26 protein-coding genes are annotated in these 25805 nt (G+C 73.8%); 9 read left to right on the top strand and 17 right to left on the bottom strand.

All coding sequences use genetic code 11. The features are described from left to right. Positions 1-139: 139 nt before the first annotated feature. The 6 genes from CBP52_RS00510 to CBP52_RS00485 all read right to left on the bottom strand — a co-directional run bounded on the left by CBP52_RS00510 (position 140) and on the right by CBP52_RS00485 (position 7266). Positions 140-1429 (bottom strand): thymidine phosphorylase, encoded by a 1290-nt coding sequence (locus tag CBP52_RS00510; protein WP_094179377.1) that lies wholly within the window; start codon positions 1427-1429, stop codon positions 140-142. Beyond that, positions 1426-1824 (bottom strand): cytidine deaminase, encoded by a 399-nt coding sequence (locus CBP52_RS00505; RefSeq protein WP_094179376.1) that lies wholly within the window; start codon positions 1822-1824, stop codon positions 1426-1428. Before CBP52_RS00505 ends, CBP52_RS00510 begins: the two co-directional genes overlap by 4 nt. Before the next feature lie 13 nt (positions 1825-1837). Beyond that, positions 1838-3139, bottom strand: a complete 1302-nt coding sequence (locus tag CBP52_RS00500; RefSeq protein WP_094179375.1) for an ABC transporter permease — start codon at positions 3137-3139, stop codon at positions 1838-1840. Further along, positions 3136-4437: an ABC transporter permease gene (locus CBP52_RS00495; protein WP_369826251.1), complete on the bottom strand. Its 1302-nt coding sequence runs from the start codon at positions 4435-4437 to the stop codon at positions 3136-3138. The genes CBP52_RS00500 and CBP52_RS00495 overlap by 4 nt, the downstream gene beginning before the upstream one ends. Then, on the bottom strand, positions 4434-6053 hold the full coding sequence (locus CBP52_RS00490) for an ABC transporter ATP-binding protein (RefSeq protein ID WP_094179374.1): 1620 nt from the start codon (positions 6051-6053) through the stop codon (positions 4434-4436). Before CBP52_RS00490 ends, CBP52_RS00495 begins: the two co-directional genes overlap by 4 nt. Positions 6054-6144: 91 nt before the next feature. Continuing rightward, positions 6145-7266 (bottom strand): BMP family protein, encoded by a 1122-nt coding sequence (locus CBP52_RS00485; RefSeq protein ID WP_094179373.1) that lies wholly within the window; start codon positions 7264-7266, stop codon positions 6145-6147. Between the two features lie 411 nt (positions 7267-7677). Here CBP52_RS00485 and CBP52_RS00480 point away from each other — a divergent pair, with 411 nt between their 5' ends. Further along, entirely contained in the window at positions 7678-8232 is a 555-nt protein-coding gene (locus CBP52_RS00480; RefSeq protein WP_094179372.1) for a hypothetical protein, read from the top strand. Then, positions 8232-8705, top strand: coding sequence for a hypothetical protein (locus CBP52_RS00475; RefSeq protein WP_094179371.1), 474 nt, complete (start codon positions 8232-8234; stop codon positions 8703-8705). Before CBP52_RS00480 ends, CBP52_RS00475 begins: the two co-directional genes overlap by 1 nt. Here the strand turns inward: CBP52_RS00475 and CBP52_RS00470 are convergent. Both CBP52_RS00470 and CBP52_RS00465 read right to left on the bottom strand, forming a co-directional pair. Then, entirely contained in the window at positions 8686-9894 is a 1209-nt protein-coding gene (locus tag CBP52_RS00470) for an amidohydrolase (RefSeq protein WP_232514821.1), read from the bottom strand. The two genes, CBP52_RS00475 and CBP52_RS00470, sit on opposite strands and share 20 nt — an antisense overlap. Before the next feature lie 167 nt (positions 9895-10061). After that, positions 10062-11195 (bottom strand): mannose-1-phosphate guanylyltransferase, encoded by a 1134-nt coding sequence (locus CBP52_RS00465; protein WP_094179369.1) that lies wholly within the window; start codon positions 11193-11195, stop codon positions 10062-10064. Positions 11196-11460: 265 nt separating this feature from the next. Here CBP52_RS00465 and sdhC point away from each other — a divergent pair, with 265 nt between their 5' ends. The 6 genes from sdhC to CBP52_RS00435 all read left to right on the top strand — a co-directional run bounded on the left by sdhC (position 11461) and on the right by CBP52_RS00435 (position 16569). Continuing rightward, complete coding sequence (gene sdhC / locus CBP52_RS00460) at positions 11461-11880, top strand: succinate dehydrogenase, cytochrome b556 subunit (protein ID WP_094179368.1); 420 nt, start codon at positions 11461-11463, stop codon at positions 11878-11880. Next, positions 11880-12338: a succinate dehydrogenase, hydrophobic membrane anchor protein gene (sdhD, locus tag CBP52_RS00455; RefSeq protein WP_094179367.1), complete on the top strand. Its 459-nt coding sequence runs from the start codon at positions 11880-11882 to the stop codon at positions 12336-12338. Before sdhC ends, sdhD begins: the two co-directional genes overlap by 1 nt. A 25-nt stretch (positions 12339-12363) precedes the next feature. Next, a complete protein-coding gene (gene sdhA / locus CBP52_RS00450) occupies positions 12364-14193 on the top strand; it encodes a succinate dehydrogenase flavoprotein subunit (RefSeq protein ID WP_094179366.1) in 1830 nt (609 codons plus the stop codon). Further along, the gene (locus tag CBP52_RS00445) at positions 14193-14954 is read left to right on the top strand and encodes a succinate dehydrogenase iron-sulfur subunit (RefSeq protein ID WP_094179365.1); all 762 of its coding nucleotides are present in this window, start codon (positions 14193-14195) and stop codon (positions 14952-14954) included. Before sdhA ends, CBP52_RS00445 begins: the two co-directional genes overlap by 1 nt. A 95-nt stretch (positions 14955-15049) precedes the next feature. Further along, on the top strand, positions 15050-15808 hold the full coding sequence (locus tag CBP52_RS00440) for a phosphotransferase (protein WP_232514585.1): 759 nt from the start codon (positions 15050-15052) through the stop codon (positions 15806-15808). Positions 15809-15843: 35 nt separating this feature from the next. Next, complete coding sequence (locus tag CBP52_RS00435) at positions 15844-16569, top strand: HEAT repeat domain-containing protein (protein ID WP_232514584.1); 726 nt, start codon at positions 15844-15846, stop codon at positions 16567-16569. Between the two features lie 17 nt (positions 16570-16586). Here the strand turns inward: CBP52_RS00435 and CBP52_RS00430 are convergent, their stop codons facing one another. From CBP52_RS00430 to sigE, 7 genes are all read right to left on the bottom strand, one after another. Next, on the bottom strand, positions 16587-17591 hold the full coding sequence (locus tag CBP52_RS00430; RefSeq protein WP_094179364.1) for a YihY/virulence factor BrkB family protein: 1005 nt from the start codon (positions 17589-17591) through the stop codon (positions 16587-16589). Between the two features lie 128 nt (positions 17592-17719). Then, a complete protein-coding gene (locus CBP52_RS00425; RefSeq protein ID WP_094179363.1) occupies positions 17720-18295 on the bottom strand; it encodes a 2'-5' RNA ligase family protein in 576 nt (191 codons plus the stop codon). After that, the gene (trpS, locus tag CBP52_RS00420) at positions 18292-19311 is read right to left on the bottom strand and encodes a tryptophan--tRNA ligase (protein WP_094179362.1); all 1020 of its coding nucleotides are present in this window, start codon (positions 19309-19311) and stop codon (positions 18292-18294) included. Before trpS ends, CBP52_RS00425 begins: the two co-directional genes overlap by 4 nt. A 100-nt stretch (positions 19312-19411) precedes the next feature. After that, entirely contained in the window at positions 19412-19762 is a 351-nt protein-coding gene (locus CBP52_RS00415) for a twin-arginine translocase TatA/TatE family subunit (RefSeq protein WP_094179361.1), read from the bottom strand. A gap of 54 nt (positions 19763-19816) precedes the next feature. After that, on the bottom strand, positions 19817-21430 hold the full coding sequence (locus CBP52_RS00410; protein ID WP_094179360.1) for a S1C family serine protease: 1614 nt from the start codon (positions 21428-21430) through the stop codon (positions 19817-19819). Continuing rightward, positions 21427-22371: an anti-sigma factor gene (locus tag CBP52_RS00405; protein WP_094179359.1), complete on the bottom strand. Its 945-nt coding sequence runs from the start codon at positions 22369-22371 to the stop codon at positions 21427-21429. The genes CBP52_RS00410 and CBP52_RS00405 overlap by 4 nt, the downstream gene beginning before the upstream one ends. Beyond that, complete coding sequence (sigE, locus tag CBP52_RS00400) at positions 22368-23012, bottom strand: RNA polymerase sigma factor SigE (protein ID WP_094179358.1); 645 nt, start codon at positions 23010-23012, stop codon at positions 22368-22370. The genes CBP52_RS00405 and sigE overlap by 4 nt, the downstream gene beginning before the upstream one ends. 243 nt (positions 23013-23255) lie before the next feature. Here sigE and CBP52_RS00395 point away from each other — a divergent pair, with 243 nt between their 5' ends. Next, entirely contained in the window at positions 23256-23903 is a 648-nt protein-coding gene (locus CBP52_RS00395; protein ID WP_094182020.1) for an O-methyltransferase, read from the top strand. A 6-nt stretch (positions 23904-23909) separates the two neighbouring features. Here the strand turns inward: CBP52_RS00395 and CBP52_RS00390 are convergent, their stop codons facing one another. Next, complete coding sequence (locus CBP52_RS00390; protein ID WP_094179357.1) at positions 23910-25508, bottom strand: M17 family metallopeptidase; 1599 nt, start codon at positions 25506-25508, stop codon at positions 23910-23912. A 1-nt stretch (position 25509) separates the two neighbouring features. Then, positions 25510-25677, bottom strand: coding sequence for a DUF3117 domain-containing protein (locus tag CBP52_RS00385; RefSeq protein WP_013884554.1), 168 nt, complete (start codon positions 25675-25677; stop codon positions 25510-25512). Positions 25678-25805 lie beyond the last annotated feature (128 nt).

Raw genomic sequence — 25805 nt, 5'->3', positions numbered from 1 at the left:
TCCCGTGCCCTGTCCGCCGCCAGTGGGCCTTCGGCCCTGGTCAGCGGCCCTGCCCGGCAGCCCTGGTCGGCAGCCCTGGTCCGCAGCACCGCACGGCCGCACCGGCATCGGGCGCCGGGCGCCGGCAGGGTGCCGGTGGTCAGGCCGTGACCCGGCCGAGCACCAGCGGGCCGGCACCGGGCGCAGCGGCGGGGTCGACGACCACGCCGCCGTCCAGGGCCTCGCGCGCCCGCGCGAACCGCTCCGGGGTGTCGGTGTGCAGCGTGAGCAGCTTCTGGCCCGCGGTGACGCGGTCGCCCGGACGCACGTGGATCTGCACGCCCGCGCCCGCCTGGACCGGGTCCTCCTTGCGGGCGCGTCCCGCACCGAGGCGCCACGCCGCGATGCCGACCGCGTACGCGTCGAGCGTCGTGAGCACGCCGTCGCTCTGCGCGACGACGTCCTCGGTCTCGCGCGCCACGGGCAGCGTCGCGTCCGGGTCGCCGCCCTGGGCCGCGATCATGCGCCGCCACACGTCCATCGCGCGGCCGTCCGCGAGCGCCGCCGCCGGATCCGCGTCGGGGCGTCCCGCGGCGTCGAGCATCTCGCGCGCGAGCGCGAGCGTGAGCTCGACGACGTCCGCCGGACCGCCGCCCGCGAGCACCTCCACGGACTCGCGCACCTCGAGCGCGTTGCCCGCGGTCAGGCCGAGCGGGGTGGACATGTCGGTGAGCAGCGCGACGGTCGTGACGCCCGCGTCCGTGCCGAGCTCGACCATCGTGCGCGCGAGCTCGGTGGCGCGGTCGAGGTCCTTCATGAACGCGCCCGAGCCGACCTTGACGTCGAGCACCAGCGAGCCCGTGCCCTCGGCGATCTTCTTGCTCATGATCGAGCTCGCGATGAGCGGGATCGCCTCGACCGTGCCCGTGACGTCGCGCAGCGCGTAGAGCTTGCGGTCCGCGGGTGCGAGGCCGGAGCCGGCCTGGCAGATCACCGCTCCCACGTCGGCGAGCTGGCGCATCATCTCGTCATTGCTGAGCGCCGCGCGCCAGCCGGGGATGGACTCGAGCTTGTCGAGCGTGCCGCCGGTGTGGCCGAGCCCGCGGCCGGACAGCTGCGGCACCGCGACGTCGAACACCGCGACGAGCGGCGCGAGCGGCAGCGTGATCTTGTCCCCCACGCCGCCGGTCGAGTGCTTGTCCGAGGTCGGGCGGCCCAGGTCGGCGAACGACATGCGCTCGCCGGAGGCGATCATCGCGGCGGTCCACCGCGCGATCTCCGCGCGGTCCATCCCATTGAGCAGGATCGCCATGTTGAGCGCGGACATCTGCTCGTCGGCCACCACGCCGCGCGTGTACGCGTCGATGACCCAGTCGATCTGCGCGTCGCTCAGCCGGTGCCCGTCACGCTTCGCGACGATGACGTCGACCGCGTCGAACTGCTCGCTCATGCTCGCTCCTCCAGGTCGGCGGGCCCGAACGCGTCGGGCAGCACCTGGTCCATCGTCCGTACTCCCGACACGGTCTCGAGCACGAGCCGCGGACCGCCGTGCTCGAACAGCAGCTGGCGGCAGCGCCCGCACGGCATGAGCACGTCGCCGTGCCCGTCGACGCACGTGAACGCGACCAGCCGCCCGCCGCCCGACATCACGAGCGCCGAGACGAGCGAGCACTCCGCGCACAGCGTCACGCCGTAGCTCGCGTTCTCGATGTTCGCCCCGCTGACCACGCGCCCGTCGTCGACGATCGCCGCGGCCCCCACGGGGAACCTCGAGTACGGCACGTACGCGTGGCGCATCGCCTCCGTCGCGACCGCACGCAGCGCGTCCCAGTCGACTTCCTTCACCTGACGACCTGCCTCACTTGACGTACGGGATGCCCTCGGCCGCCGGCGGGCGCACCCGGCCGACGAGCCCGGCGACGGCGAAGATCGTCACGACGTACGGCGTCATGAGCATGATCTGCGACGGGATGGGCGTGCCGATGATGCCGAGCACCACCTGCAGGTTGTCGGAGAAGCCGAACAGCAGCGCGGCGGCGAGCGCCCCGACCGGGTTCCACCGGCCGAGGATCATCGCGGCCAGGGCGATGAAGCCCTTGCCTCCGGTCATCTCCTTGCCGAACGCGAGACCGGCCGCGACGGTGAAGAACGCGCCGCCGAGACCGGCGACCGCGCCCCCCAGCAGCGTGGCGCGCATGCGCGTGCGGTTGACCTTGATGCCGACGGTGTCCGCGGCCTTCGGGTGCTCGCCGACGGACCGCAGGCGCAGGCCCCACCGGCTGCGGAACAGGAAGATCTGCAGCAGGGCGACGACGACGTACATGATGTAGACGAGCGCGGTCTGCCGGAACAGCACGGGTCCGACGACCGGGATCTGGCTGAGCAGCGGGATGTCGATCGTCTGGAGCTTGGGCGGCGAGTTGAACGTGGCCGCGTCGTTCTTCAGCACGGTGGAGAACAGGTAGCTCGTGACGCCGACGACGAGCACGTTGAGCACGACGCCGACGATGATCTGGTTCACCACGTACCGGATCGAGAACAGCACGAGCAGGGCACCGACGAGCGCTCCCGCGATCGGCGCGGCGACGAGCCCGGCGTACGCGGACTGCGTGATCGACGCGACGACGGCCGCGAGGAACGCGCCCGCGAGCAGCTGCCCCTCGATGGCGACGTTGACGATGCCGGACCGTTCGCACAGCGTGCCCGCGAGCGCCCCGAACACCAGCGGGATCGCGAGGAACAGCGAGCCCTGCAGCAGCCCGGTCAGCGGCATGGGCGAGGCCTTGCCCGCGTCCGCCCAGGTGAGGAACGCGAGGATCACGGCGACGCCGAACAGGACCGGCAGCCACACGCCGACCTTCCGGCGCCGGCTCGCGGCCCGGTAGGAGTAGGCGGCGAGCGCGAGCGCGACGAGGGACAGCACGATCGCGGTGAGCTTGGACGGGACCGTGACCGGGTCGATCGTGACGAAGTCCTTGCTCGTCGAGACCGTGAAGGTCGACTCCAGCCCACCGTCCGGGAGCAGCCCGAACAGCACCAGGGAGAGCACGCCGACCACGCCGTAGCCGATCGGGGCCTTGTAGGAGATCGGGGGCAGCGGCTTGGTCTGCGCCGGTCCGGCGCCCGCGGGCGTCGGACGGTCCGTCGTCGGGGCGCTCACGCGGCCACCTCCTTCGTCGTGGGGCGGGGCGCGCGATCGCGCCGGGTGCCGGGGGTCGGCAGGTGGAACACCGCACGGACGAGCGGCGGTGCCGCGATGAACAGCACGACGAGCGACTGGACGACGAGCACGACGTCGATCGGCGTGCCCGTGCGCGCCTGCATCGCGAACCCGCCGGCGCGCAGCGCGCCGAACAGCAGACCGGCGAAGAACGTGCCGAGCGGCTTGGACCGGCCGAGCAGCGCGACCGTGATCGCGTCGAACCCGAAGCTCGCGGCCACGTCCGCGGTGAGCACCTTGTCCGTGCCGAGCACCTGCGCGGAGCCGCCCAGCCCGGCGAGCGCACCCGCGACCACCATGACCCAGACGAACGACGCGTTCACCGAGATGCCGGCGGTGCGCGCGGCGTGCAGGTTCGAGCCGACCGCGCGGAACTTGAAGCCGATGGTCGAGCGGCTCATGAGCCACCAGACGAACGCCGCCGCGAGCACCGCGACGACGAACCCCCAGTGCAGGCGGAACTGCCCGCCGAGGAGCGCCGGGTACTGCGCCGACTCGGGCACGGGCGGCGAGATCGGGTTGGTGCTGCCCGGGTTCTTGAGCACCGACGTCGTCAGCAGGTACGCGACGAGGTACACGGCGATGTTGTTGAGCATGATCGTCGTGATGACCTCGTGCGCACCGGTGCGCGCCTTGAGGAAGCCGGCGATCCCGGCCCACAGACCGCCCGCGACCGCGGCCGCGAGCATCGCGACGAGCAGGTGCAGCACCGGGGGCAGGTCGAGGTGGAACGCGACCCAGCCGGCGCCGACCGCGCCGACGATGATCTGCCCCTGGGCGCCGATGTTGAACAGGCCCGCACGGAACCCGATGCCGAGGCCGAGACCCGCGAGGATCAGCGGCACCGACGTCGTCATGGTCTCGGTCAGCGGCTTGATCGACGCCGCGAACGTGTCCTTGCTCGGGTCGTACACCGCGCCGTGGAACAGCGCGACGTAGGCGCTGGACACGGCGTCCCACGCGGCCGTGAGGGTGTCCGTCGGCTTGGAGAAGAAGTAGCCCGCGGCCTTCTGGACCTCCTCGTCCGCCGCGGCGATGAGCACGCCTGACAGGACGAGCGCGAGGACGACCGCGAGCACCGTGACGAGCCACCCGCTCGACAGGATCTCGCGCAGCACCGAGCTGCTGCGCGGCTCGGGCTGCTCCTTCGTCGTCGTCACCGCGTCGGTGCCGGTGCCCGCCGGGGGCGGGACGTGCTCGCCGGGAGCGCCGTCGGGAAGTGGTGGCGTGGTGCTCACCGGTCTGCCTCCTGGGTGGGGTCCTGCGAGCCGGGCGCGTCGGTGACGTCGTCGTCCGTCTCGAGGTCGAGCTCGCCGAGCACCGTGTGGTGGCTCGCCGCCTGGGCCCGGGCCTCCGCGAGCGGCACGCCGGCCATCATCAGACCGAGCACGTCGCGGTCGGTGTCGCCGGGCACGGTGCCGACGATCCGACCGCGGTACATCACGACGATCCGGTCGGCCAGCGCGAGCACCTCGTCGAGCTCGGTGGACACGATGATCACGGGGGTGCCGTGGTCCCGCTCCTGCACGATCCGCTTGTGCACGAACTCGATGGACCCGACGTCGAGGCCGCGCGTGGGCTGCGACGCGATGAACAGCCGCAGCGGCCGGCTCATCTCGCGCGCGAGCACGACCTTCTGCTGGTTGCCGCCCGACAGCGTGCCGGCGGGCGCGTCGATCGACGGCGTGCGCACGTCGAACTCGACCGTGCGGTGCTCGGCGTTCGCGCGGACCTTGGCGAGGTCCATCTGCACGCCCCGGGCGAACGGCTCCTCGTCGTGCAGGTCGAGGACCAGGTTCTCCGCCACGGTGAAGTCGGCGACGAGGCCGTCGAGCGTCCGGTCCTCGGGGACGAAGCCGACGCCCGCGCGCAGCACCTCCTTGACGCTGCGGCCGGCGAGGTCGGTGCCGTCCAGCCGCACGGCACCGGCGACCGGCTTCTGCAGGCCGAGGATGACCTCGGTCAGCTCGGTCTGCCCGTTGCCCTGCACGCCGGCGATCGCGACGATCTCGCCGCGTGACACCTCGAAGCTCACGTCGTCGACCTGCCGCACGCCGGCGGCGTCGATGACGGTCAGCCCGCGGACCTCGAGGCCGACCGCGCCGGGCTCGGCCGGCGCCTTGTCGACGCCCAGGGACACGGAGCGGCCGACCATGAGGGAGGCGAGCTCGGTCTCGCTCGACGTGGGCTCGGCGGTGCCGACGACCTTCCCCCGACGGATCACGGTGATCTTGTCCGCGACGGCCCGGACCTCGCGCAGCTTGTGCGTGATGAAGACGATGGACGTGCCCGACTCCTTGAGCTGGCGCATGATCGCGATCAGCTCGTCGGTCTCCTGCGGCGTGAGCACCGCGGTGGGCTCGTCGAGGATGAGGACCTCGGCGCGGCGCGAGAGCGCCTTGATGATCTCGACGCGCTGCTGCGCGCCCACGGGCAGGTCCTCGACGAGCGCGTCGGGGTCCACGTCGAACCCGAAGCGGTCGGAGATCTCCCGCACCGTGCGGCGGGCCTGCGCGAGGTCGAGGATGCCGCCGCCCTTGACCGGCTCGTGCCCGAGGGCGACGTTCTCCGCGACGGTGAACACCGGCACGAGCATGAAGTGCTGGTGCACCATGCCGATCCCGGCCGCCATCGCGTCGCCGGGGCCGACGAACGTGCGCGCCTGGTCGTCGAGCAGGATCTCGCCCTCGTCGGGGTCGTACAGCCCGTAGAGCACGTTCATGAGCGTGCTCTTGCCGGCGCCGTTCTCACCGAGCAGGGCGTGGATCTCGCCGGGCTCGATCACGAGGTCGATGTGGTCGTTCGCCACCAGCGCGCCGAACCGCTTGGTGATGCCCCGCAGCTCGAGCTTCACGAGGTCACGCTCCTTCGCGTCGTTGCTTGCACATTAGTCGCACCGGCATGACGGTGGCCCGGGCGCGTGCCCGGGCCACCGTCGTGGGCCGTCAGTTCTGGCTCGGCGACTCGACCTTCAGCTCACCGCTGATGATCTGCTGCTTGAGCTCCTCGACGCGCGTGGTGACCTCGGCGGGCACCTTCGACTCGAAGTCGTGGAACGGGGCGATGCCGATGCCGCCGTTCTCGAGAGTGCCGACGTAGGGCTCGGCGGAGAAGCTGCCCGCGGCGGCCTCCTTGACCGTGTCGTACACGGCCTGGCCGATCTCCTTCATGACGGAGGTCAGGACGATGCTCGAGTAGTCCGGCGCCGTGAGGAACCAGTCGGCGTCGACGCCGACGAGCGCGACGTCGCCCGCATCCTTCGCGGCGGCCGCGGCACCGAGGCCGACGGGGCCGGCGACGGGCATGATGACGTCCGCACCCTGGTCGATGAAGCCCTTGGCGAGGTTCTGGCCGTTGGCCTGGTTCTCGAAGTCACCCGTGAACGAGCCGGTCTGCTTGGCCTTGTCCCAGCCGAGGACCTTGACCGTCTTGCCCGAGTCGGTGTTGTACTGCGCGACGCCGTCGGCGAAGCCGTCCATGAAGATCGAGACGGACGGCAGCTGGATGCCGCCGAACGTGGCGACCGTGCCGGTGGCGCTCGTGCCCGCGGCGACGTAGCCGGCGAGGAAGGCGGCCTCCTGCGTGTTGAACAGCAGCGGCTTGGCGTTCTCGATCGTCACGACGCCACCCTCGGCGTCACGGAACGGCGAGTCGATCAGCGCGAACTCGACGTCCGCGTTCGCCTCGGCCGCGGCCTGGATCGGGTCCTCGAGGAGGAAGCCGACGCCGATGACCAGGTTGCAGTCGTCGGCGATCATCTGGTCGATGTTCGGCGTGAAGTCCGTCGCGGCGGTCGACTCGACCATGTTGATCTGGACGCCCAGCTCGTCGGCCGCGCGCTGCAGGCCCTCGGCACCGGACTGGTTGAACGACTTGTCCTCGAAGCCGCCGGAGTCGGAGACCATGCAGGCCTTGAAGTCGACCTCCTCGGGCGCGGCCGCGGTGGTCTCGCCGCCGGTCGCCCCCGCACCGGGCGTCGTGTCGTCGTCGCTGGGGGCGCTGCCACAGGCCGTGAGCGCGAGGGCGACCGCCCCGCTGAGCGCGGCCACACGGATGAGCTTCTTCACGCGTGTCTCCTGGGTTCTCGTCAGAGCACCGACCCGGCGCGTCGGTGGACGCACTTCCCCCGGCACGCACGGTGCCGCGGTGCGGCGGGTGCACCAGATCGCACGGGCCGGTCGATGGGTCGGACTCTAGTGAGCGCCAGGTGACGCGCATGTTACCGGGGAGTATCCCTGCAGGTTCCGTTACCGAGTTGGGACATCGGCCCAGGTGACGGACGTGCCGTCTCACCAGGTGATCGGGACGCCGACCGCGAACCGGTCGAAGCCACGCGCCTCGGGCGCGCCCGGACGCGCCGGGCGACACGCCGTGCGGGGCTGAGCCGTTCGGGTGATCCGCTGCCCGGGGCATGTCGGCGCCGGGTGACGGGTGTCACAGTGACGCGTCCGTCCGGACCAGACAAAGGGGGAAAACCCGTGACATCCACCACCCGTCGCCGACTCGCCTCGACGGCCCTGCTCCTCGCGCTCGGCATCGGCACGCCGGTCGCCCTGGCCGCGCCCGCCTCGGCGACCTCGTGCACCGCGCTCAGCGCGTCGGTGTCCGCCTGCTCGAAGGTGACGTCCGTCCAGGCGACGAGCTTCAAGGTCGCCTACCGCGACTCGGCGATCAACCGCACGGGAAGCTCGATCTCGTTCACGTGCACCGCGTCGAGCACCACCTCGGCGTCCCACACGGTCAGCGCGACCGTCGAGGCCGCGGTCAAGGCGTCGATCCTGGCCGAGTTCAAGGCCTCGGTCACCTCGGGCGTCTCGGCGAGCATGTCGACGACGTACGGCTCGAGCACGACCGTCAACGTCCCGGCCAACTCGACGCGCTACTGCACCTACGGCATCTACGTGCCCAAGGTCAGCGGCAACACCTCCTACGACGCGTACAGCGCCGGCAGGCACACGCACATCAAGACCGTCACGTGGACCTCCACCGCGCCGCAGCGGCTCGGCTGGCAGGTGACGACCACCCCGATCTGATGACCGCCCCGCGACGACGCGGGCGCGCGTGGGTCCTCGCCGTGGCGGCCGTCGCCGCCACGGCGGGGCTCTGCGGCTGCGCCGGCAGCACCGCCCCGCCCCCGACGACCCCCGCCGGACCCGACGCCTCGGGCGCCCCGGCCGCGCCCGACGCACCCGTCGCGCCGTTCGCGACCGTGGTCGCCGGCGAGACCCGGCTCGCCGTCCCCGACGACGAGCGGCTCGTCGCGACGCTCGGCGGCCAGGACGCGACCGTGACGCTCGCCGCCGGCGACTTCACGCTCTACGGGCTGTGCGACGGTCCGGAGCCGGTCACGCTCACGTTCGAGGCCGAGTCCGAGCCGTTCTGGGTGGTGCCCTGCGACGGCCTTCCGTCACGGCTGCGCGGGTCGATCCCCGCCGGCACCACCGCGCACGTCGCCGGTCAGGAGCAGGCCGACTGGCAGGTGCTCGTCACGACGCCCGCGGGCTGACCCGCGCGGGGCCCGACCCGGCGATCACCGCGGCCCGCGCGAGCAGGAGCGCGCCGGCCTCGACCGCGCGCTCGTCGACCACCAGGTCGCCCTGGTGGATGTCGTACGTGCGGCCGCCCGGCGTGCGGGTGCCGAGCCGCGCCATCGCGCCCGGAACCTTCGTCAGGTACCAGGCGAAGTCCTCGCCCCCGAGCGACTGCTCGGTCAGGTTCACCGAGTCCGGCCCGAGCGCGTCGCGCGCGGCCGCCTCGAGGACGCCCGTCGCACGCTCGTCGTTCTCGACCGGGGGCACGCCGCGCTGGTGACGGATCTCCACCTCGACGTCGTACGGCGCGACGACCTGCTCGACGGCGTCGTGGAACACCTGCGACGCGGTCTCCCACGCCCGCACGTCCAGGCAGCGCAGGGTCCCGCGGACCGAGCCCGAGCCGGGGATCACGTTGTGCGCCGTGCCCGCCTGGACCGCGCCCCAGGTGAGGTTCACGCCCGAGCGCGGGTCGAGGCGCCGGCCGAGGATCGCGGGCACCTGCGTGACGACCTGCGCCATGGCGTACACGAGGTCACCCGTGAGGTGCGGGCGCGACGTGTGCCCGCCCGCGCCGGAGAACACGACCGTGACCTCGTCGCTCGCGGACGTGATGGGACCGATGCGGGTGCCCACCTGGCCCACGTCGACCTTCGGGTCGCAGTGCACCGCGAAGATCTGCGAGACGCCGTCGAGCGCACCCGCCGCGATCACGTCGAGCGAACCGCCCGGCTGCACCTCCTCGGCGGGCTGGAACACCAGGCGCACCCCGGTCGCGAGCTCGCCCGCGGCCGCGAGCTCCGCGAGCGCGAGCCCCGCGCCGAGCACGGCGGCCGTGTGCACGTCGTGGCCGCACGCGTGCGCGACCGACCGGTGCGTCGAGTGCCACGGCAGCCCGCACTCGTCCGCGACGGGCAGCGCGTCGAGGTCGGCGCGCAGCGCGACGCGGCCGCGGCCTGTCTCGGCGTGCGAGGGGCCGATGTCGCAGACCAGCCCGCTGCCGGGCAGCACGTGCGGGTGCAGGCCCGCGAGGCGCAGGCGCTCCGCGACGACGCGCGTCGTGCGCTCCTCGGTGCGGGCGAGCTCGGGGTGCGCGTGCAGGTCACGGCGGATCTCGACGAGCTCGTCACGCAGCGAGCCCACCAGCCGGGCGAGCCGCAGCACCGGGGCGGTCGTCGGCGCGGGGCGCAGCGAGTCGAGCGGCGGGACGGCGAGCGACGACGAGGTGGACACGTGGCGAGGTTATCTCCGTGCGCCCCGGCGCCGCCCGGCCGTCCGCGGTCGGGCGTGGTCGGGCGGGGTCGTGCGTGGCCGTGCGTGGTCAGGCTCGCTCAGAGCAGGTCCTCGCGGCCGGCCGCGCGCCAGCCGTCGACGGCCTGCTTGACCTGCTGGGCGTGCGCGCGGGTCGTCACCAGCAGCGCGTCGGGGGTGTCGACGACGACCGCGTCGGCCAGGCCGACGACCGCGACCGTGCGGCCCGCCCCCGGCACGACGAACGCGTCGTCGGACCCCACACGCAGCACCGCGGCGTCGTCGCCGAGGGTCGGGGCGGGCAGCAGGTCCGCGAGCGACGCGAAGTCGCCGACGTCGTCCCAGCCGAAGTCACCGGGCACGACGGCCACGCCGCCCGCGGCGGCGACCGGCTCGGCGATCGCGTGGTCGATCGCGATCTTGGTCAGGCCGGGCCACACCCGCTCCAGCACCGCGTCGCGCTCGGCGGTGTCCCACGCGGCACCGATCTCGCGCAGCCCCGCCGCGAGCGCCGGCAGCTGCTGCGCCAGGTGGTCGAGCAGCACCGCGGCGCGCACGACGAACATGCCCGCGTTCCACCGGTAGTCGCCGGTGGCCAGGTACGCGGCGGCGGTCTGCGCGTCGGGCTTCTCGGTGAAGCCCGCGACGTGCCGCGCGGTCGGCGCGCCCGCGACGCCGAGGTCGTCGGCCGAGCGGATGTAGCCGAACGCGGTCGACGGACCGGTCGCGGTGATGCCGATCGTCACGACGAAGCCCTCGCGTGCCGCCGCGACGGCCTCGCGCACCGTGCGCTCGAACTCGTCGGTGCCGTCGATCACGTGGTCCGCGGCGAACGAGCCGATCACGACGTCGTCGCCGTGCCGCTCGAGCAGCACGGCGGCGGCGAGCCCGATCGCGGCCATCGAGTCGCGCGGTGACGGCTCGACGAGCAGCCGCCCGCGCTCGTCGTCGGCACCGAGCGTGGGGACCTGCTCCGCGACCGCCCGCGCGTGCCGCACGCCGGTCACGACGACGACCCCGCGGTCGCCCGTGAGCGGCGTGAGGCGGTCGACCGTCGACTGCAGGAGCGTGCGGCCCGAGCCGGTGAGGTCGAGCAGGAACTTCGGGTGGCCGGCCCGGGACAGCGGCCACAGCCGCGTGCCGGCGCCGCCCGCGGGGACGACGGCGTGGAAGCCGGGGATGCGACCGGACGTCGGTGCGGCGGAGTCGGGCATGCGCGACAGGTTAGCCCGCCGGCGCGGCGCGCCACGGGCGGGGGCCGAGCGTGGGACGAGACGTGCGGGAGGGGGTCGCACGACGCGTGGGAGCACCGTGCACGAACCGCGCGACCGGGGTCGGGCGTCCCAGTCTGTGGACTTTCTCACAGGCAGGACCTTGGGCCCAGCCCCGTGCGATCGGGGGTGGAGGGGTCTATACAGTGAGGGACACACCCCCGGGACGAGGCCGTCCCGACCCCTGACTCGCCAGGAGGCACTCCCCGTGTCCGCTGCGCCCACCGCGCCCGCCTCGCCCCCGGCGAGGAAGAAGGCGCCCGTCGGCACCCTGTACCGCGGGCGTGAAGGAATGTGGTCGTGGGTCGCGCACCGCGTGACCGGAGTCGCGATCTTCTTCTTCCTTCTCGTCCACGTGCTCGACACCTCGCTCGTGCGCGTCTCGCCCGAGGCGTACAACGAGGTCATCGGCACGTACAAGAACCCGGTCATGGGCCTCGGCGAGGCCGGCCTGGTCGCCGCGATCGTGTTCCACGCGTTCAACGGCATCCGGATCATCCTCGTGGACTTCTGGGCCAAGGGCCCCAAGTACCAGCGGGTCATGCTCTGGGTCGTCATCGGCCTGTTCGTCGTGACGATGGCGGGCTTCCTGCCGCGTCACCTCATGCACGTCTTCGGGGGTGAGTGATGACGACGATCGCCGACCCCAAGGCCCCCCGCCCGCCGCGCGCCCGTCCGTCGCGCCTGACCACGCGCGGCAACACCGAGCTCTACGGCTGGGTGTTCATGCGCGCCTCCGGCGCGCTGCTGATCGTGCTGATCTTCGGCCACCTGTTCATGAACCTGGTGTCCGGCGAGGGCATCAAGTCGATCGACTTCGGGTTCGTCGCCGGCAAGTGGGCGTCGCCGCTGTGGCAGGTCTGGGACCTGCTGATGCTGTGGCTCGCGATGATCCACGGCACCAACGGCATGCGCACGATCGTGAACGACTACGCGTCCAAGGACTCCACCCGCCTGGTGCTCAAGGGCCTCCTGTACTTCGCGTTCGTCATCGTCGTCGTCCTCGGCACGCTCGTGATCTTCACGTTCGACCCGTGCCCGACCGACGCGCCGCTGGACCTGCTGCCCTCGTTCTGCACCGCCTGACGTCCCGAAGGAAGCCCTGACCCTCATGCAGACCCACCAGTACGACGTCGTCATCGTCGGCGCAGGCGGCGCCGGGATGCGCGCCGCCCTCGAGTCCTCGACGCGCGTGCGCACCGCCGTGATCTCGAAGCTCTACCCCACGCGTTCGCACACCGGCGCGGCGCAGGGCGGCATGTGCGCCGCGCTGGCCAACGTCGAGGAGGACAACTGGGAGTGGCACACGTTCGACACCGTCAAGGGCGGTGACTACCTGGTCGACCAGGACGCCGCCGAGGTCATGGCCAAGGAGGCCATCGACGCGGTGCTCGACCTCGAGAAGATGGGCCTGCCGTTCAACCGGACGCCCGAGGGCCGGATCGACCAGCGCCGGTTCGGCGGCCACACGCGCAACCACGGCGAGGCCGCCGTGCGCCGCGCCTGCTACGCCGCGGACCGCACCGGCCACATGATCCTGCAGACGCTGTACCAGCAGTGCGTGAAGAACGACGTCGAGTTCTTCAACGAGTTCTACGTCCTCGACCTGCTCGTCGACCACGACCTCGCGGCGGGCCACGTGCCCGACGGCGAGGAGGTCAACGTGTCGGGCGTCGTCGCGTACGAGCTCGCGACGGGCGAGATCCACGTGTTCCAGGCCAAGGCCGTCGTGTTCGCCACGGGCGGCGCGGGCAAGATCTTCAAGACGACCTCGAACGCGCACACGCTCACGGGCGACGGCATGGCGCTCGCGTACCGCCGCGGCATCCCGCTCGAGGACATGGAGTTCTTCCAGTTCCACCCGACGGGCCTCGCGGGCCTGGGCATCCTGCTGTCCGAGGCCGCACGCGGCGAGGGCGGCATCCTGCGCAACGCGGACGGCGAGCGGTTCATGGAGCGCTACGCCCCGACGATCAAGGACCTCGCGCCGCGCGACATCGTCGCCCGCTCGATGGCCAACGAGGTGCGCGAGGGCCGCGGCGCGGGCCCGAACAAGGACTACGTCCTGCTCGACCTCACGCACCTCGAGCCCGCGCACATCGACGCCAAGCTCCCGGACATCACCGAGTTCGCGCGCACCTACCTGGGCATCGAGCCGTACACCGAGCCCGTGCCCGTGTACCCGACCGCGCACTACGCGATGGGTGGCATCCCCACGAACATCGAGGGCGAGGTGCTGCGCAACGAGCGCGACGTGATCAAGGGCCTGTACGCGGCCGGCGAGGTCGCCTGCGTGTCCGTGCACGGGTCGAACCGCCTGGGCACCAACTCGCTGCTCGACATCAACGTGTTCGGCAAGCGCGCCGGACGCTCGGCCGCCGCGTACGCGGCGACCGCCTCGTTCGTCGAGATCCCGGCGGACCCGGCGGTGGTCGTCGAGTCCGAGCTCGAGACGATCCGCACGCGTCCGGACGGCGAGCGCGTCGCGGACATCCGCCGCGCGCTGCAGGAGACGATGGACGCGAACGCGCAGGTGTTCCGCACCGAGGAGTCGCTCACGCAGGCGCTCACCGACATCAAGGCGCTGCGCAAGCGGTTCCAGGCGGTGTCCGTGCAGGACAAGTCGCGCACGTTCAACACCGACCTGCTCGAGGCCGTCGAGCTCGGCTTCCTGCTGGACATCTCCGAGACGGTCGTCGTCGGCGCGCTGAACCGCAAGGAGTCGCGCGGCGGCCACTTCCGCGAGGACTACCCGGACCGCGACGACGCGGGCTTCATGCGGCACACGATGGCCTACCGTCGCCCGGCCGACGCCCCCGTGACCGACGGCGACGCGGAGGGCTCGTTCCACCGCGTCGAGCCGTTCGACGACTACCAGCTGGTGCTCGGCTCCAAGTCCGTCACCGTGACCCGCTACCAGCCGATGGAGCGTAAGTACTGATGACTGCCACCCTCGAGGACGCCCCCGCCAAGGCCGGTGCCGTGCCGTCGTTCACGGTCACCCTGCGCGTGCTGCGTCACCTGCCCGCCGAGGACGGCCCCGCGGTCACGCGGTTCGACGACTTCGAGCTCGAGGTGCACGGCACCGACCGCGTGCTCGACGCGCTGCACAAGATCAAGTGGGAGCTCGACGGCTCGCTGACGTTCCGCCGCTCGTGCGCGCACGGCATCTGCGGCTCGGACGCGATGCGCATCAACGGCCGCAACCGGCTGGCGTGCAAGACGCTGCTCAAGGACCTCGACCCGAGCAAGCCGATCACGGTGGAGCCGATCAAGGGCCTGCCGGTCGTCAAGGACCTCGTGGTCGACATGGAGCCGTTCTTCGCCTCCTACCGCGAGATCATGCCGTTCCTCATCACCACCGGGAACGAGCCGACCAAGGAGCGCCTGCAGTCGCCCGCGCAGCGCGAGCGGTTCGACGACACGACCAAGTGCATCCTGTGCGCGGCGTGCACGTCGTCCTGCCCGGTGTTCTGGACCGACGGCCAGTACTTCGGCCCCGCGGCGATCGTCAATGCGCACCGGTTCATCTTCGACAGCCGCGACGACGGTGGCGCGCAGCGCCTCGAGATCCTCAACGACAAGGAGGGCGTGTGGCGCTGCCGCACGACCTTCAACTGCACCGAGGCCTGCCCGCGTGGCATCGAGGTGACCAAGGCGATCCAGGAGGTCAAGCGCGCGATGATCACCCGCGCGTTCTGACCCGCACCTTCTGACCCGCACGGCCCGCACCGCGACCGACGCCCGCCGCCCCGCCCCGGGGACCGGCGGGCGTCGTCGTGTGGTTGGGTGGTCCGGTGCTGGACGACGAGGTGGTGCTGCCGGGCGGCAACGTGGGCGGAGCGGTCCGCGTGGGCTCGACCGTGCGACGGCCGACGGGCCCGTGGACGCCCGCGGTGCACGAGCTGCTGACGTTCCTGGCCGACGAGGGTCTGCGCGGGGTGCCGCGCCCGCACGGGACCGACGAGCACGGCCGCGAGGTCCTCGACTACCTGCCCGGCGAGGTCGTGCCGGTGGGAGTCGTCGCGCTCTCGGACGCACAGCTCGCGTCGACGGCCCGCTGGCTGCGCGACTTCCACACGGTCGTCGCGGGCTTCCCGCGCTCGTCGCGCCGCTGGCGCTTCGTCGAGCGGGGGCTGGAGCCGGGCGAGATCGTGTGCCACCACGACGCCGCGATGTACAACCTCGTGTTCGACGGCGACGAGCTCGCGGGCGTCTTCGACTGGGACACCGCCGGCCCCGGCGTCCCGCTCGACGACCTCGCGATGTTCGCGTGGGCATCACCCTTGCTGTTCCCCGACGACGACGCGGCACGCATGGCGCACGGGCTCGCGGTGATCGCCCAGGGGTACGGCGGGGTGGACCCCGTGGTGTTGCTGCGGCACGTCGAGCGGCGCCTGACGGACTCGTGCGACCGCATCGTGGCGGGGCAGCGCGCGGGTGACGTCGGCATGCTGCGGCTCGGCGAGCGCGGCGAGCCGGCCGCGACGCTCGCGCGGTTGCGCCGGCTGGTGGCCCGGACCGACGAGCTGGTCGCCGCGCTCGGTCACGCCTGACCGCACGCGGCGCGCCGACGCGCCAGGATGGCGGGGTGGCAGAAGGGACGCGCGCCGCGTGGCGCCGACAGCTGACGGACCTGACCGACGACGAGGTCGTCGCGCTGCTCGGGACGCACTCGGGGCTGCCCGGGCCGCGCGCGAACCTCACGCTGCTCGCGGCGTTCGGGGACGTCGCGCGCGAGCCGCTCGTGCGGCGGCTCGCCGGGGACGATGACGAGTACCTGGCCGCGTGCGGCACGGCCGCACTCGGCCGCCTGCTCGCGGACGCGAGCGGACCGCGGCTCGACGAGCTCGTGGACGTCCTGACCGCGCGCGCCGACGACGAGCGCTGGCGCGTGCGGGAGGGCGCCGCGATGGCCGTGCAGCGCCTCGGTGCGGCCGACCCCGCGGCGACGGTCGCGCTCGTGCGCCGGTGGCTCGCGGGCCCGCGGCCCCTCGTCGTGCGGGCGTCGGTCGCCGGTACGTGCGAGCCGGCGCTGCTCGCCGTCCCGGAGCTGCGCGCGCTCGCGCTCGAGGCGTGCGCGCGCGGGACGGACGTGCTGCGCGCCGTGCCCGCCGGTGAGCGGCGCACGCCGGACGTGCGCACGCTGCGCCAGGCGCTGGGCTACTGCTGGAGCGTCGCGGTCGCGGCGGACCCGGAGCCGGGCCTCGCGGCGTTCGCGGCGCTCGAGCGCGACGACGACGCGGACGTGGCCTGGGTGGTGCGCGAGAACCGCGGCAAGCGGCGGCTCGCGGTCCTGCTCGGCCCGGACGTGTGAGCCGCGGCCAGGCGGACTCAGGCGGCGGGGGCGGTCGGCTGAGCCGGCTGAGCCGGCGGGTTCGCGGTCCACGCCGCCGCCAGCAGGACGATCCGCGAGATGAGGTTCACCCACACCAGCAGCGTCACGACCAGCGCGAACGACGCGAGCACCGGGTTCCTGGTCGCGCTGCCCGCGACCACCGACGTGCCCAGGACCCGCACGACACCCATGCCCACACCCGCGATGACGGCGCCGCCGCGCAGGTCGGGCCAGCGCGGCGACTCCCCCGCCAGGACCTTGACGATCAGCACGAACACGGCGGCGTCGACCACGAACGCCACGAGCACGCCGACGACCTGCGCCGCGACGCTCGTCACGCCGCCCCACCCCAGCACCTGCAGCACCCAGGCCACCGCGGACGCCACCGCCGTGGTCAGCACCGCCGAGACGAGGATCGCGACCGCCAGCCCGGCCAGCCCGCCGAGCTCGCGGAGCTTCCCGGTGACCGCGTTGCCGCCGCCCTGCTCGTCGAACATCGCGCGAACGCCCGTGCGCAGCGCGGCCGTCGCCGACAGCGCCGACAGCAGCAGCACGACGAACGCGACCAGGCCGGCGACCGTGAGCCCGGAGCTGAGGCGCAGGGACGCCGGGTCGACCAGACCCTCGGTCGTGCCCGTGCTCAGCAGGCCCGGCACCGCGTCGTTGACCGCGTCGACCACCTGCGCGCGCAGCTCGGCGCTGTCCCCCAGCACCGCCATGAAGACGGTCCAGCCGATCGTCAGCGCCGCGAACACCGAGAACAGCGCGGCGTACGCGATGCCGCCCGTGAGCACCCCCCCGCCCTGCGCGCCGAACCGCGCGTTCGCGCGCGCTGCCCGCGTCCCCTGCCACCACGCCAGCAGCGCCTTCGCCCGGTCGACCACGCGTGTCACGAGCGAGCGGCGCGCGGGCGCCAGGTCCTCGCCGACCCCCGCGGCCGCGCGCGCGTGCGCCGAGCCGGAGCCCGCTGCCGGTTCCACCACGTCTGGCTGTCGTCCCACCTCACGAGGCTAGGTGGGGCCACGCGGCCCGGCACCTCGAGGCGCGGTCCTCGTCGTCGAGGCCACGGCTGCGAGCGCGTCCGGGCGCGAGGTCGGGAACGGTCAGGTGGTCCGGGACGGCCAGGCGGTCAGGTGCGCGAGACGCGGTCGCCGCGCGGGGCGGCGCGGCCCGTGAGCCGGTACTCCGAGCGCGGCCGCCACACCTCGTCGTCGCCACGCAGGTAGCAGTGGAACCGCGTCACGACGAACGTCGCGTCGTAGTCCGCGAGCAGGTCCATGGCCACGTCCAGCTGCTCGTCGGACAGCTCGTGCGCGACCGTGACGTGCGGGTGGTAGTGGAACCGCAGGTCCTGCGCGAGCGGCCCGGTGCGCACCGCGGTCTCGAGCGCCTCGCACCCCGCGATGCCGTCGGCGACCTGCACGAACGCCACCGGCGAGACGGGCCGGAACGTCGCGGTGCCGCGCAGCCGGACGACGAACGGGGCGTGCGCCGCGGCGACCTGCGCGAGGTGCGCGTCGACCTGGTCGACGTCCTGCGGCTCGAGCGCGGTGGGGCCGAGCAGGGTGATGTGCGGCGGGATGTACGCCGCGACCGGGTCGCCCAGGCGTGCGCGCGCGTCCTGGAGCTGGCTGCCGTACGGCTCGGGGACGGTGATCGCGACCCCGACGATCACCTGGTCGCCGTGGACCTCGGGCAGCTTCACGCGCGCGCCCGCCGCGCGAGCAGGCCGGAGCGCTCGTACACGCGGTCGAGCGTGGGCGCCGCGATCTCGCGCGCCTTCTCGGCGCCCGCCGCGAGCACCGCGTCGAGCGCGGCCGGGTCGTCGAGGTACTCGTGCACGCGCGCCTGGAACGGCGTGACCCAGTCGACGACGAGGTCCGCGAGCGCGACCTTGAGGTCGCCGTACCCCTTGCCGTCGAAGTCCGCCTCCAGCTCGGCGATCCCCCGCCCGGACAGCGCCGAGAAGATCGTCAGCAGGTTCGACACCCCGGCCTTGTGCTCCGGGTCGAACCGGATCTCGCGGCCCGCGTCCGTCACGGCGGAGCGGATGCGCTTCGCGATCGTCTTCGGGTTGTCGAGCAGCTCGATGAGGCCGTTGGGCGAGCCCGCCGACTTGCTCATCTTCGCCGTCGGGTCCTGCAGGTCGTAGATCTTGGCCGTCTCCTTGACGATGTGCGGCTCGGGCACGACGAACGTGCCCGCGCCGAACCGCGAGTTGAGGCGCTGCGCGAGGTCACGCGTGAGCTCGAGGTGTTGACGCTGGTCCTCGCCCACGGGCACCTTCGCCGTGTCGTACAGCAGGATGTCCGCGGCCATGAGCACCGGGTAGGTGAACAGCCCGACCGTCGTGCCCTCGGCGCCCTGCTTGGCGGACTTGTCCTTGAACTGCGTCATGCGCGAGGCCTCACCGAAGCCCGTGTGGCAGGACAGGATCCACGCGAGCTCCGCGTGCTCCGCGACGTGCGACTGCACGAACAGCGTGGAGCGCTCCGGGTCGACGCCCGCCGCGAGGTACTGCGCGGCCGTGCGGCGGGTGCGCTCGCGCAGCACCGCCGGGTCGGGACCGACCGTGAGCGCGTGCAGGTCGACCACGCAGTAGATCGCCTCGTTGCCGTCCTGCAGCGCCACCCACTGCGTCAGCGCACCCAGGTAGTTGCCGAGGTGGAGCGAGTCCGACGTGGGCTGCATGCCGGAGAAGATGCGCGCGGGGTGTGACACTGCGGGTCCGATCTGTGCGGCTCGTCGGCGACGAGCGTGGACGGGTGCGGGCGGGTGCCGGCGGGGTGCCGGCGGGGCTGTGGGTCGGCGGCGTCGACGCTCAGGTGGCCTGGTCGTCGAACGGGGGCGGCCCGACGAGCGGGGCCGGGCGGGGCACGGCGGCACCGGCGGCGGGCGCCGCGCCACGACGCGCGGGCGCTGCCGGCTCGTCGAGGAGCGCGTCGCGCACGATGCGTCGCGGGTCGTACTTGCGGGGGTCGAGGGCCTCCCAGTCGACACCGAGGTCGGCGGTCTCCTCGTCGAGCCGGGTGCGCGCCTGCGTGATCCAGTCGCGGCCGCGGCGCACGAGGACGCCGAGCTGCTCGGCGTACGCCGGCAGCCGTTGCGGCCCGATGACGAGGGCCGCGACGACGAGGAGCACGATCAGCTCGCCGCCGTTGATGTCGAACACCGGCTCAGGCTACCCCGGTCGCACCGGCCCACCGACGCGATCGTCCGACCCGCGTCACTGCGACTCGTCGAGCTCCACCTGCAGCGTGCGGTCCTTGCCGTCCGACCGCACGGTGAGCTCGACGACCTCGCCGGGCTCGTGCGCGCGGATCGCGACGATGAGCTCGTCGGGGTCCGTGACGGGCCGGCCGTCGATCGCGACGATCACGTCGCCCGGCCGGATGCCCGCGTCCTGCGCGGGCCCGCCGGGGCTCACCGGCTCCTGCCCCTGCTGCGCCTCCGACGCGACGCGCACGCCCTCGCCCGAGTACTGCCGGTCGAGCAGCACGCCGATGATCGGGTACGTCGCGCGTCCGGTCTCGATGATCTGGGTCGCGGTGCGTCGGGCCTGGTTGGAGCCGATCGCGAACCCGAGCCCGATGCTCCCGCCGGTCTGCGCGGTCTGGCCGGGCGGCTGCGCGATCGCGGAGTTGATGCCGATGACCTCGCCGGCCGCGTTCACCAGCGGCCCTCCGGAGTTGCCCGGGTTGATGGCCGCATCGGTCTGGATCGCGTTGATGAACGCGGTCTCCGCCTCGTCGCCCGCCGAGACCGGCCGGTTGAGCGCCGAGACGATGCCCGTCGTCACGGTCCCCTCGAGCCCGAGCGGCGCGCCGATCGCGACGACCGGGTCTCCCACGCGCACCGCGTCGGAGTCGCCGAGGGCGAGCGGCACGAGGCCGTCGACGTCGACCTTGAGGACCGCGAGGTCGTAGTCAGCGGTGCTCCCGACGAGCTCCGCAGGCGCCTCGCGGCCGTCCGCGAACGTCACGACGAGCGAGCCGCCCGCGCCCGTGCCACCCGCGACCACGTGGTTGTTGGTCAGCAGGTAGCCGTCCTGCCGCAGCACGAAGCCCGACCCGGTGGCCGCGCCCGACGAGCCCGACGACTGGATCGAGACGACGCTCGGCAGCACGGTCGCCGCGATCTCGGCGACCGAGCCCTCGACCATGGCCCCGCCCACGGGGTTCCCCGCGGCGTCCGTCGGCCGCGTGACCACCGCGGGCAGCCCGGCGTCGGCGAGGCGGTCGTCGCCGCCGAGCAGCCGCGCACCCGCGACCCCGCCGACGAGGCCCGCACCGAGCGCGAGCGCGACCAGCCCCGCGACCCAGCCGGCCGACAGCCCGCGGCGCGTCCGGCGTCCCCGCTCGTCCGTCGGCGACGGTCCGGGACCGCCCGGCGGTCCGGGGACCGGGCCGGGCTGCGCAGCGGGCGCACCCCGCCGCGCGTACGGTCCTGGCGCGCCGTACGGCGCGTACCAGGGCGCGGGGCTCGGGGCACCCACGTCGGGGACGGGGACGGGTGCGGGCGCGGCCTGCGGTCCGGGCGGCGTGAGCCCGTGCGGCTGCGCGCCGACGTGCACCGCCTGCGGGTGCGCGGTGGGCGGCTGCGAGTGGCCGAGCTGCGGGTACGTCCCGGGCGGGCCGTACGGGTTGGCGGGACGTCCGTACGGCTCGGCGAACAGCCCGCCCGCGGGCGACGCGGCAGGCGTGGGCGAGCCGGCCGGTGGCGTGGCGGCGGCCGGCGGTCCCGGGGGAGCGGGTGGCACGGGTGGTCCCACCTCGGGCCGGTCCAGGGCGGGCTCGGGGCGCGCGTCGGCGGGGCGCGCGGGCTCGTCGGGCGTCGTCATGGGCGGCTGATCGCCCCGGCCACGGTCGACCACCCGCGCGAGATCCGCGCGGGCACCCCTCCGTCGAACGCCTTCGCGGGGAACGCCTCGACGATCGCTGAGGCGTCCCCGCCGGAGACCACCTGCACGACGGTCGAGTCGCACTGCCACACGACGTGCCACGGCGCGTACGAGAGCACGTACGCCTCGTGCTCGCCGATCGTCACGCGCTCCGCACCGCGCAGCGCGGTCGTGTCGAGCCGCCCCTCCTGCTCGGTCACGACGAGCGTGCCCTGCGGACCGGCGAGGTCGATCTCGAGCACGCGCTCGTCGTCGTCCCACCGCGTGCCCGTCACGCTCCAGCCGACCGGCAGCGTGTCGGGGAACGTCCACCCGCGCGCCCGCAGCGACTGGGCGAGGCCGGGCTCGCCGTCCGGGGTGCCGGCCTCCTGCGCCGCGGCGGCCAGCACGCTCGCGGCCGATGCGCTGCCCAGCAGCCCGAGGTCCTCCCCCGGGTGCCCGACGGGCGCGACCGCGGGCCGGTCACCCAGCACGAACAGCATCGCGGCGATCGCACCGACCCCCGCGAGCGACCCGGCCGCGAGCCGCGAGACCTGCCGCCGCGGCCCGACCTCGCCGCGCAGCGCGCGCGCCCGGCGTCCGTGCAGGTGCGGGATACCGAGCGCCGGCTGGGCGAACGGGTCCCGCGGAACGGCCGCGGGCACGGCGGCGGGCGCCGGGACGGACCCCGCGAGCGACATCAGCCGGGCCGTGAGGTCCGGGGCGAGGGGCACGTCGTCGTGCGCCGCGGCGGCCAGCGCACGCCGGGCCAGCCGTGCCGCCGCGAGCTCGTCGGCGCACTGCGGGCAGCCGGCGACGTGCGTGAGCACCCGCTCGGTCGCGACGGCCGAGAGCCGCCCGTCGACGAGCGCGCTGAGCTGGGACCCGACGTGGTACGTCACGGCGCGACCCCGACCTCGTCGGCCACGCGGGTCCCGACCGGCGCCGACGCCACCACGGACGTCGAGCTCGACGCGGCGGACGACGAGGGGGCCCGGTGCTCGAGCGACTCGCGCAGGCGCGCGCGGGCGCGGTGGATGCGCGAGCGGACCGTGCCGATCTTCACGCCGAGCGTGACCGCGATCTCCTCGTAGGACAGCCCCTCGATGTCGCAGAGCACCACGGCGGCGCGGTACTCGGGCGGCAGGTCGTCGAGCGCGCGCTGCACGTCGTGGTCCAGGTTCCCGTGCTCGAACGCACGCTCGGGCGTCGCGAGACGGTCCGTGTTCTCGTAGCGCTCGTCGTCGTCGCCCATCGCGTCCATGCGGATCCGCTGCCGGCGGCGCGCCTGGTCGAGGAACAGGTTCGTCGTGATGCGGTGCAGCCAGCCCTCGAACGTGCCGGGCGAGTACGTGTGCAGCGAGCGGAACACGCGCACGAACGTCTCCTGCGTCAGGTCCTCGGCGTCGTGCTGGTTGCCGGTCAGGCGGTACGCGAGCCGGTACACGCGCGCGGAGTGCTCGCGCACGATCTCCTCCCACGACGGCGGCTGCCACGTGGGGGTGCTGGGGGTGGCCTGGTCGCTCGGCACGCGCTCCCTCATCGCTCGGTGGTCGGACCGGTGGTGGCCCGGTCGCCCGCGACGTGTGCCGCGGCCGACCGCCCAGTGTCCCAGGCGCCGCACGGTGCCCGCGACCCGTGGAGGTCCGTGACGTGAGTGCCAACGCCGCACCCGCACGATTCGTTCCCCGCGCTGGCCCGCAGGCCGTGCCGCACTAGGCTGGGGCGAGCCCGCGACCGTGGGCGCACGACGCGCGTCCGACGCGCCACCGCCGGGAGGTCCATCATCTCCGCCGACAAGGCCAGCAGCTGGGTCTACGCCGAGGAGTTCCTCCCGGAGGACGACGTGGTGCTCGCCGCGCGCGAGCGCGCCGCCCAGCTCGGCGCGAGCGCCGTGACCCCCGGCACCGGAGCGGCGCTGACCCTGCTCGCGGCCGCCGCCAAGGCGCGCGCCGTGGTCGAGATCGGCACGGGCACGGGTGTGGCGTCGCTGTTCCTCCTGCGCGGTATGCCCGACGACGGCGTGCTGACGACGATCGACTCCGAGGCCGAGCACCACCGTGCCGCCAAGGAGTCGTTCGCCGACGCGGGGATCCGCTCGACGCGGACCCGCACCATCTCGGGCCGGCCGCTCGAGGTCCTGCCCCGGCTCACCGACGGCGCGTACGACCTGGTGCTCCTGGGCCTGACGAGCGTCGGCGGACTGCTCGAGTCCGCGCCCGAGTACCTCGCGCAGGCCGTGCGGCTGCTGCGCCCCGGCGGCGTCCTGGTCGTCGACCACGCGCTGTGGCACGACCGGGTGGCGGACCCGGCGCGCCGCGACGAGGCGACGACGACCGTGCGCGAGCTCGGCCGCGCCGTGCGCGCCGACGAGCGCCTGCAGCCCGCGCTGCTGCCGGTCGGCGACGGCCTGCTCGTCGCGGTCCGCCGCTGACCGAGGTCAGCGCAGGTCGGTGAGGTAGCGCAGCAGCAGCCGCGCCCCGTAGCCGGTCGCGCCCTCGGTCACCTCGTGCTTGTCGGCGGTGGCACGCGCGGTGCCCGCGATGTCCAGGTGCGCCCAGGCCCGCTCACCCGCGAACCGCCGCAGGAACAGCGCGGCGGTCACCGACCCCGCGCCGGTCTTGCCGTCCTCGGGCACGTGCCGCAGGTCCGCGACCGAGCTGCGCACGGCGCCCTCGTACTCGCCGACCAGCGGCATGGGCCACGCGCGCTCGCCCGACTCCGCGCCGGCCCGCTCGAGCGCGGCGACGAGCGCGTCGTCCGTGCCGTACAGCGCGGCGTACTGCCGGCCGAGCCCGACGGTCGCGGCGCCCGTGAGGGTCGCGACGTCGACGAGCACGTCGGGGTCCAGCTCGGCGTCCGCCCACGCGAGCGCGTCGGCCAGGACGAGCCGGCCCTCGGCGTCGGTGTTGGCGATCTCGACGGTGGTGCCGCCGAACATCGTCAGCACGTCACCGGGACGGTAGGACGCGGCACCGAAGTGGTTCTCGGCGAGCGGCAGCACGGCGGTGACCTTGTGCAGCACGCCGGCCTTGGCGGCGCCGAGCACGGTCGCGAGCGCGACCGCGGCCCCCGCCATGTCGGTCTTCATGGGGACCATCGCCTCGCGCGGCTTGATCGACAGGCCGCCGGTGTCGTACGTGATGCCCTTGCCGACGAGCACGACGTGCTTGCCGTCCGCCGCGAACGTCGGGGGCGTGTAGGACACGGTGACGAGTCGCGGGGGCGACGCCGAGCCCGAGCCGACCGCGAGGATGCCGCCGAAGCCCTCGGCCGCGAGCTCGCGGGGTCCGCGCACGGTGACCTGGAGCCCGGCCTCGGTCGCCAGGCGGCGCGCCTGGTCCGCGAGCCACGCGGGGTTCTTGATGCTCGACGGGGTGGACGCGAGCTCGCGCACGAGCCACGTCGCCGACGCGGCGGTGCGCGCCGCGTCGACCGCGGCACCCGCGCGCGTGCCGTCACGCCCGAGCAGCACCAGGTCGGCCGACGGTTTGACCGACGGTGTCCGGGCCAGGCTGATCGGCACGTAGGCGGCGAGCAGGTAGCCCTCGACGAGCGCGCGTGCCGCACGTGCGGCCTGGGACGCGCTGTAGCCCGCGTCGTCGCCGATGGTCGTCACGACGCGCCGCAGGCCACGCGTGGCGCGGGCGAGCGCGGCGCCCGCGCGGCGCAGGTCGGTGTCGGTGCTCGCACCGATGCCGACCAGCACGATCCGCGGCGGCAGACCGGCCCACGGCAGCGTCACGCCGGACCCCGCCGGCCGGGGCAGCTGCACCACGGACGCCTCGCCCGCGGCACCGCTCAGCCCGGCCCGCTCGGCGAGCTCGGCCAGGTCGATGCCGTACCGCGCCGCGGTCGACGCCGCGCCGCGGCGCGGCTGAGGACCCTCGTCCTCGTCGCCCGCGACGGCCGGGGCGACGGGGACGGCGACCGCGTCGACGTCGGGCTCGGTCAGCAGCGGGCTGTCCGCCACGACGCCGCCGACGAGCGAGACGGCCGGCAGGCTCCGGCCGATCGTCAGGGGACGACCAGCGGCCACGTCAGCCTGCGACGGAGGTCAGTGCCTCGCCCAGCTCGGCGGCCTCGGTCGCGTTCAGCTCGACCACGAGACGACCACCACCCTCGAGCGGGACGCGCATGACGATCCCGCGTCCTTCCTTCGTCACCTCGAGCGGTCCGTCTCCGGTCCTCGGCTTCATCGCGGCCATGCGTGGCCTCTCCTTCGCCTCGTGCGTCCCGACCGGGTGCCCCGGTGCGGTCGCCGTGCAGCGCTAGCGCGCCGCTCGTGCCCGCACCACCTGCGATCCCGTGGTGCCGGATGTCCGTGGGCCATCCT

It is taken from the genome of Cellulomonas sp. PSBB021 (assembly GCF_002240455.1).
GTDB lineage: Bacteria > Actinomycetota > Actinomycetes > Actinomycetales > Cellulomonadaceae > Cellulomonas > Cellulomonas uda.
Note: the sequence above shows the minus strand (reverse complement) of the source record. Positions and strands in the feature narration are given on the sequence as shown.

What these genes read in the sequence shown, in the direction of transcription:
- CBP52_RS00510 (WP_094179377.1), bottom strand. Translation starts at nt 1,429, where the DNA reads ATGAGCGAGCAGTTCGACGCGGTCGACGTCATCGTCGCGAAGCGTGAC.
- CBP52_RS00475 (WP_094179371.1), top strand. Translation starts at nt 8,232, where the DNA reads ATGACCGCCCCGCGACGACGCGGGCGCGCGTGGGTCCTCGCCGTGGCG.
- CBP52_RS00465 (WP_094179369.1), bottom strand. Translation starts at nt 11,195, where the DNA reads ATGCCCGACTCCGCCGCACCGACGTCCGGTCGCATCCCCGGCTTCCAC.
- sdhD (WP_094179367.1), top strand. Translation starts at nt 11,880, where the DNA reads ATGACGACGATCGCCGACCCCAAGGCCCCCCGCCCGCCGCGCGCCCGT.
- sdhA (WP_094179366.1), top strand. Translation starts at nt 12,364, where the DNA reads ATGCAGACCCACCAGTACGACGTCGTCATCGTCGGCGCAGGCGGCGCC.
- CBP52_RS00445 (WP_094179365.1), top strand. Translation starts at nt 14,193, where the DNA reads ATGACTGCCACCCTCGAGGACGCCCCCGCCAAGGCCGGTGCCGTGCCG.
- CBP52_RS00410 (WP_094179360.1), bottom strand. Translation starts at nt 21,430, where the DNA reads ATGACGACGCCCGACGAGCCCGCGCGCCCCGCCGACGCGCGCCCCGAG.
- sigE (WP_094179358.1), bottom strand. Translation starts at nt 23,012, where the DNA reads ATGAGGGAGCGCGTGCCGAGCGACCAGGCCACCCCCAGCACCCCCACG.
- CBP52_RS00385 (WP_013884554.1), bottom strand. Translation starts at nt 25,677, where the DNA reads ATGGCCGCGATGAAGCCGAGGACCGGAGACGGACCGCTCGAGGTGACG.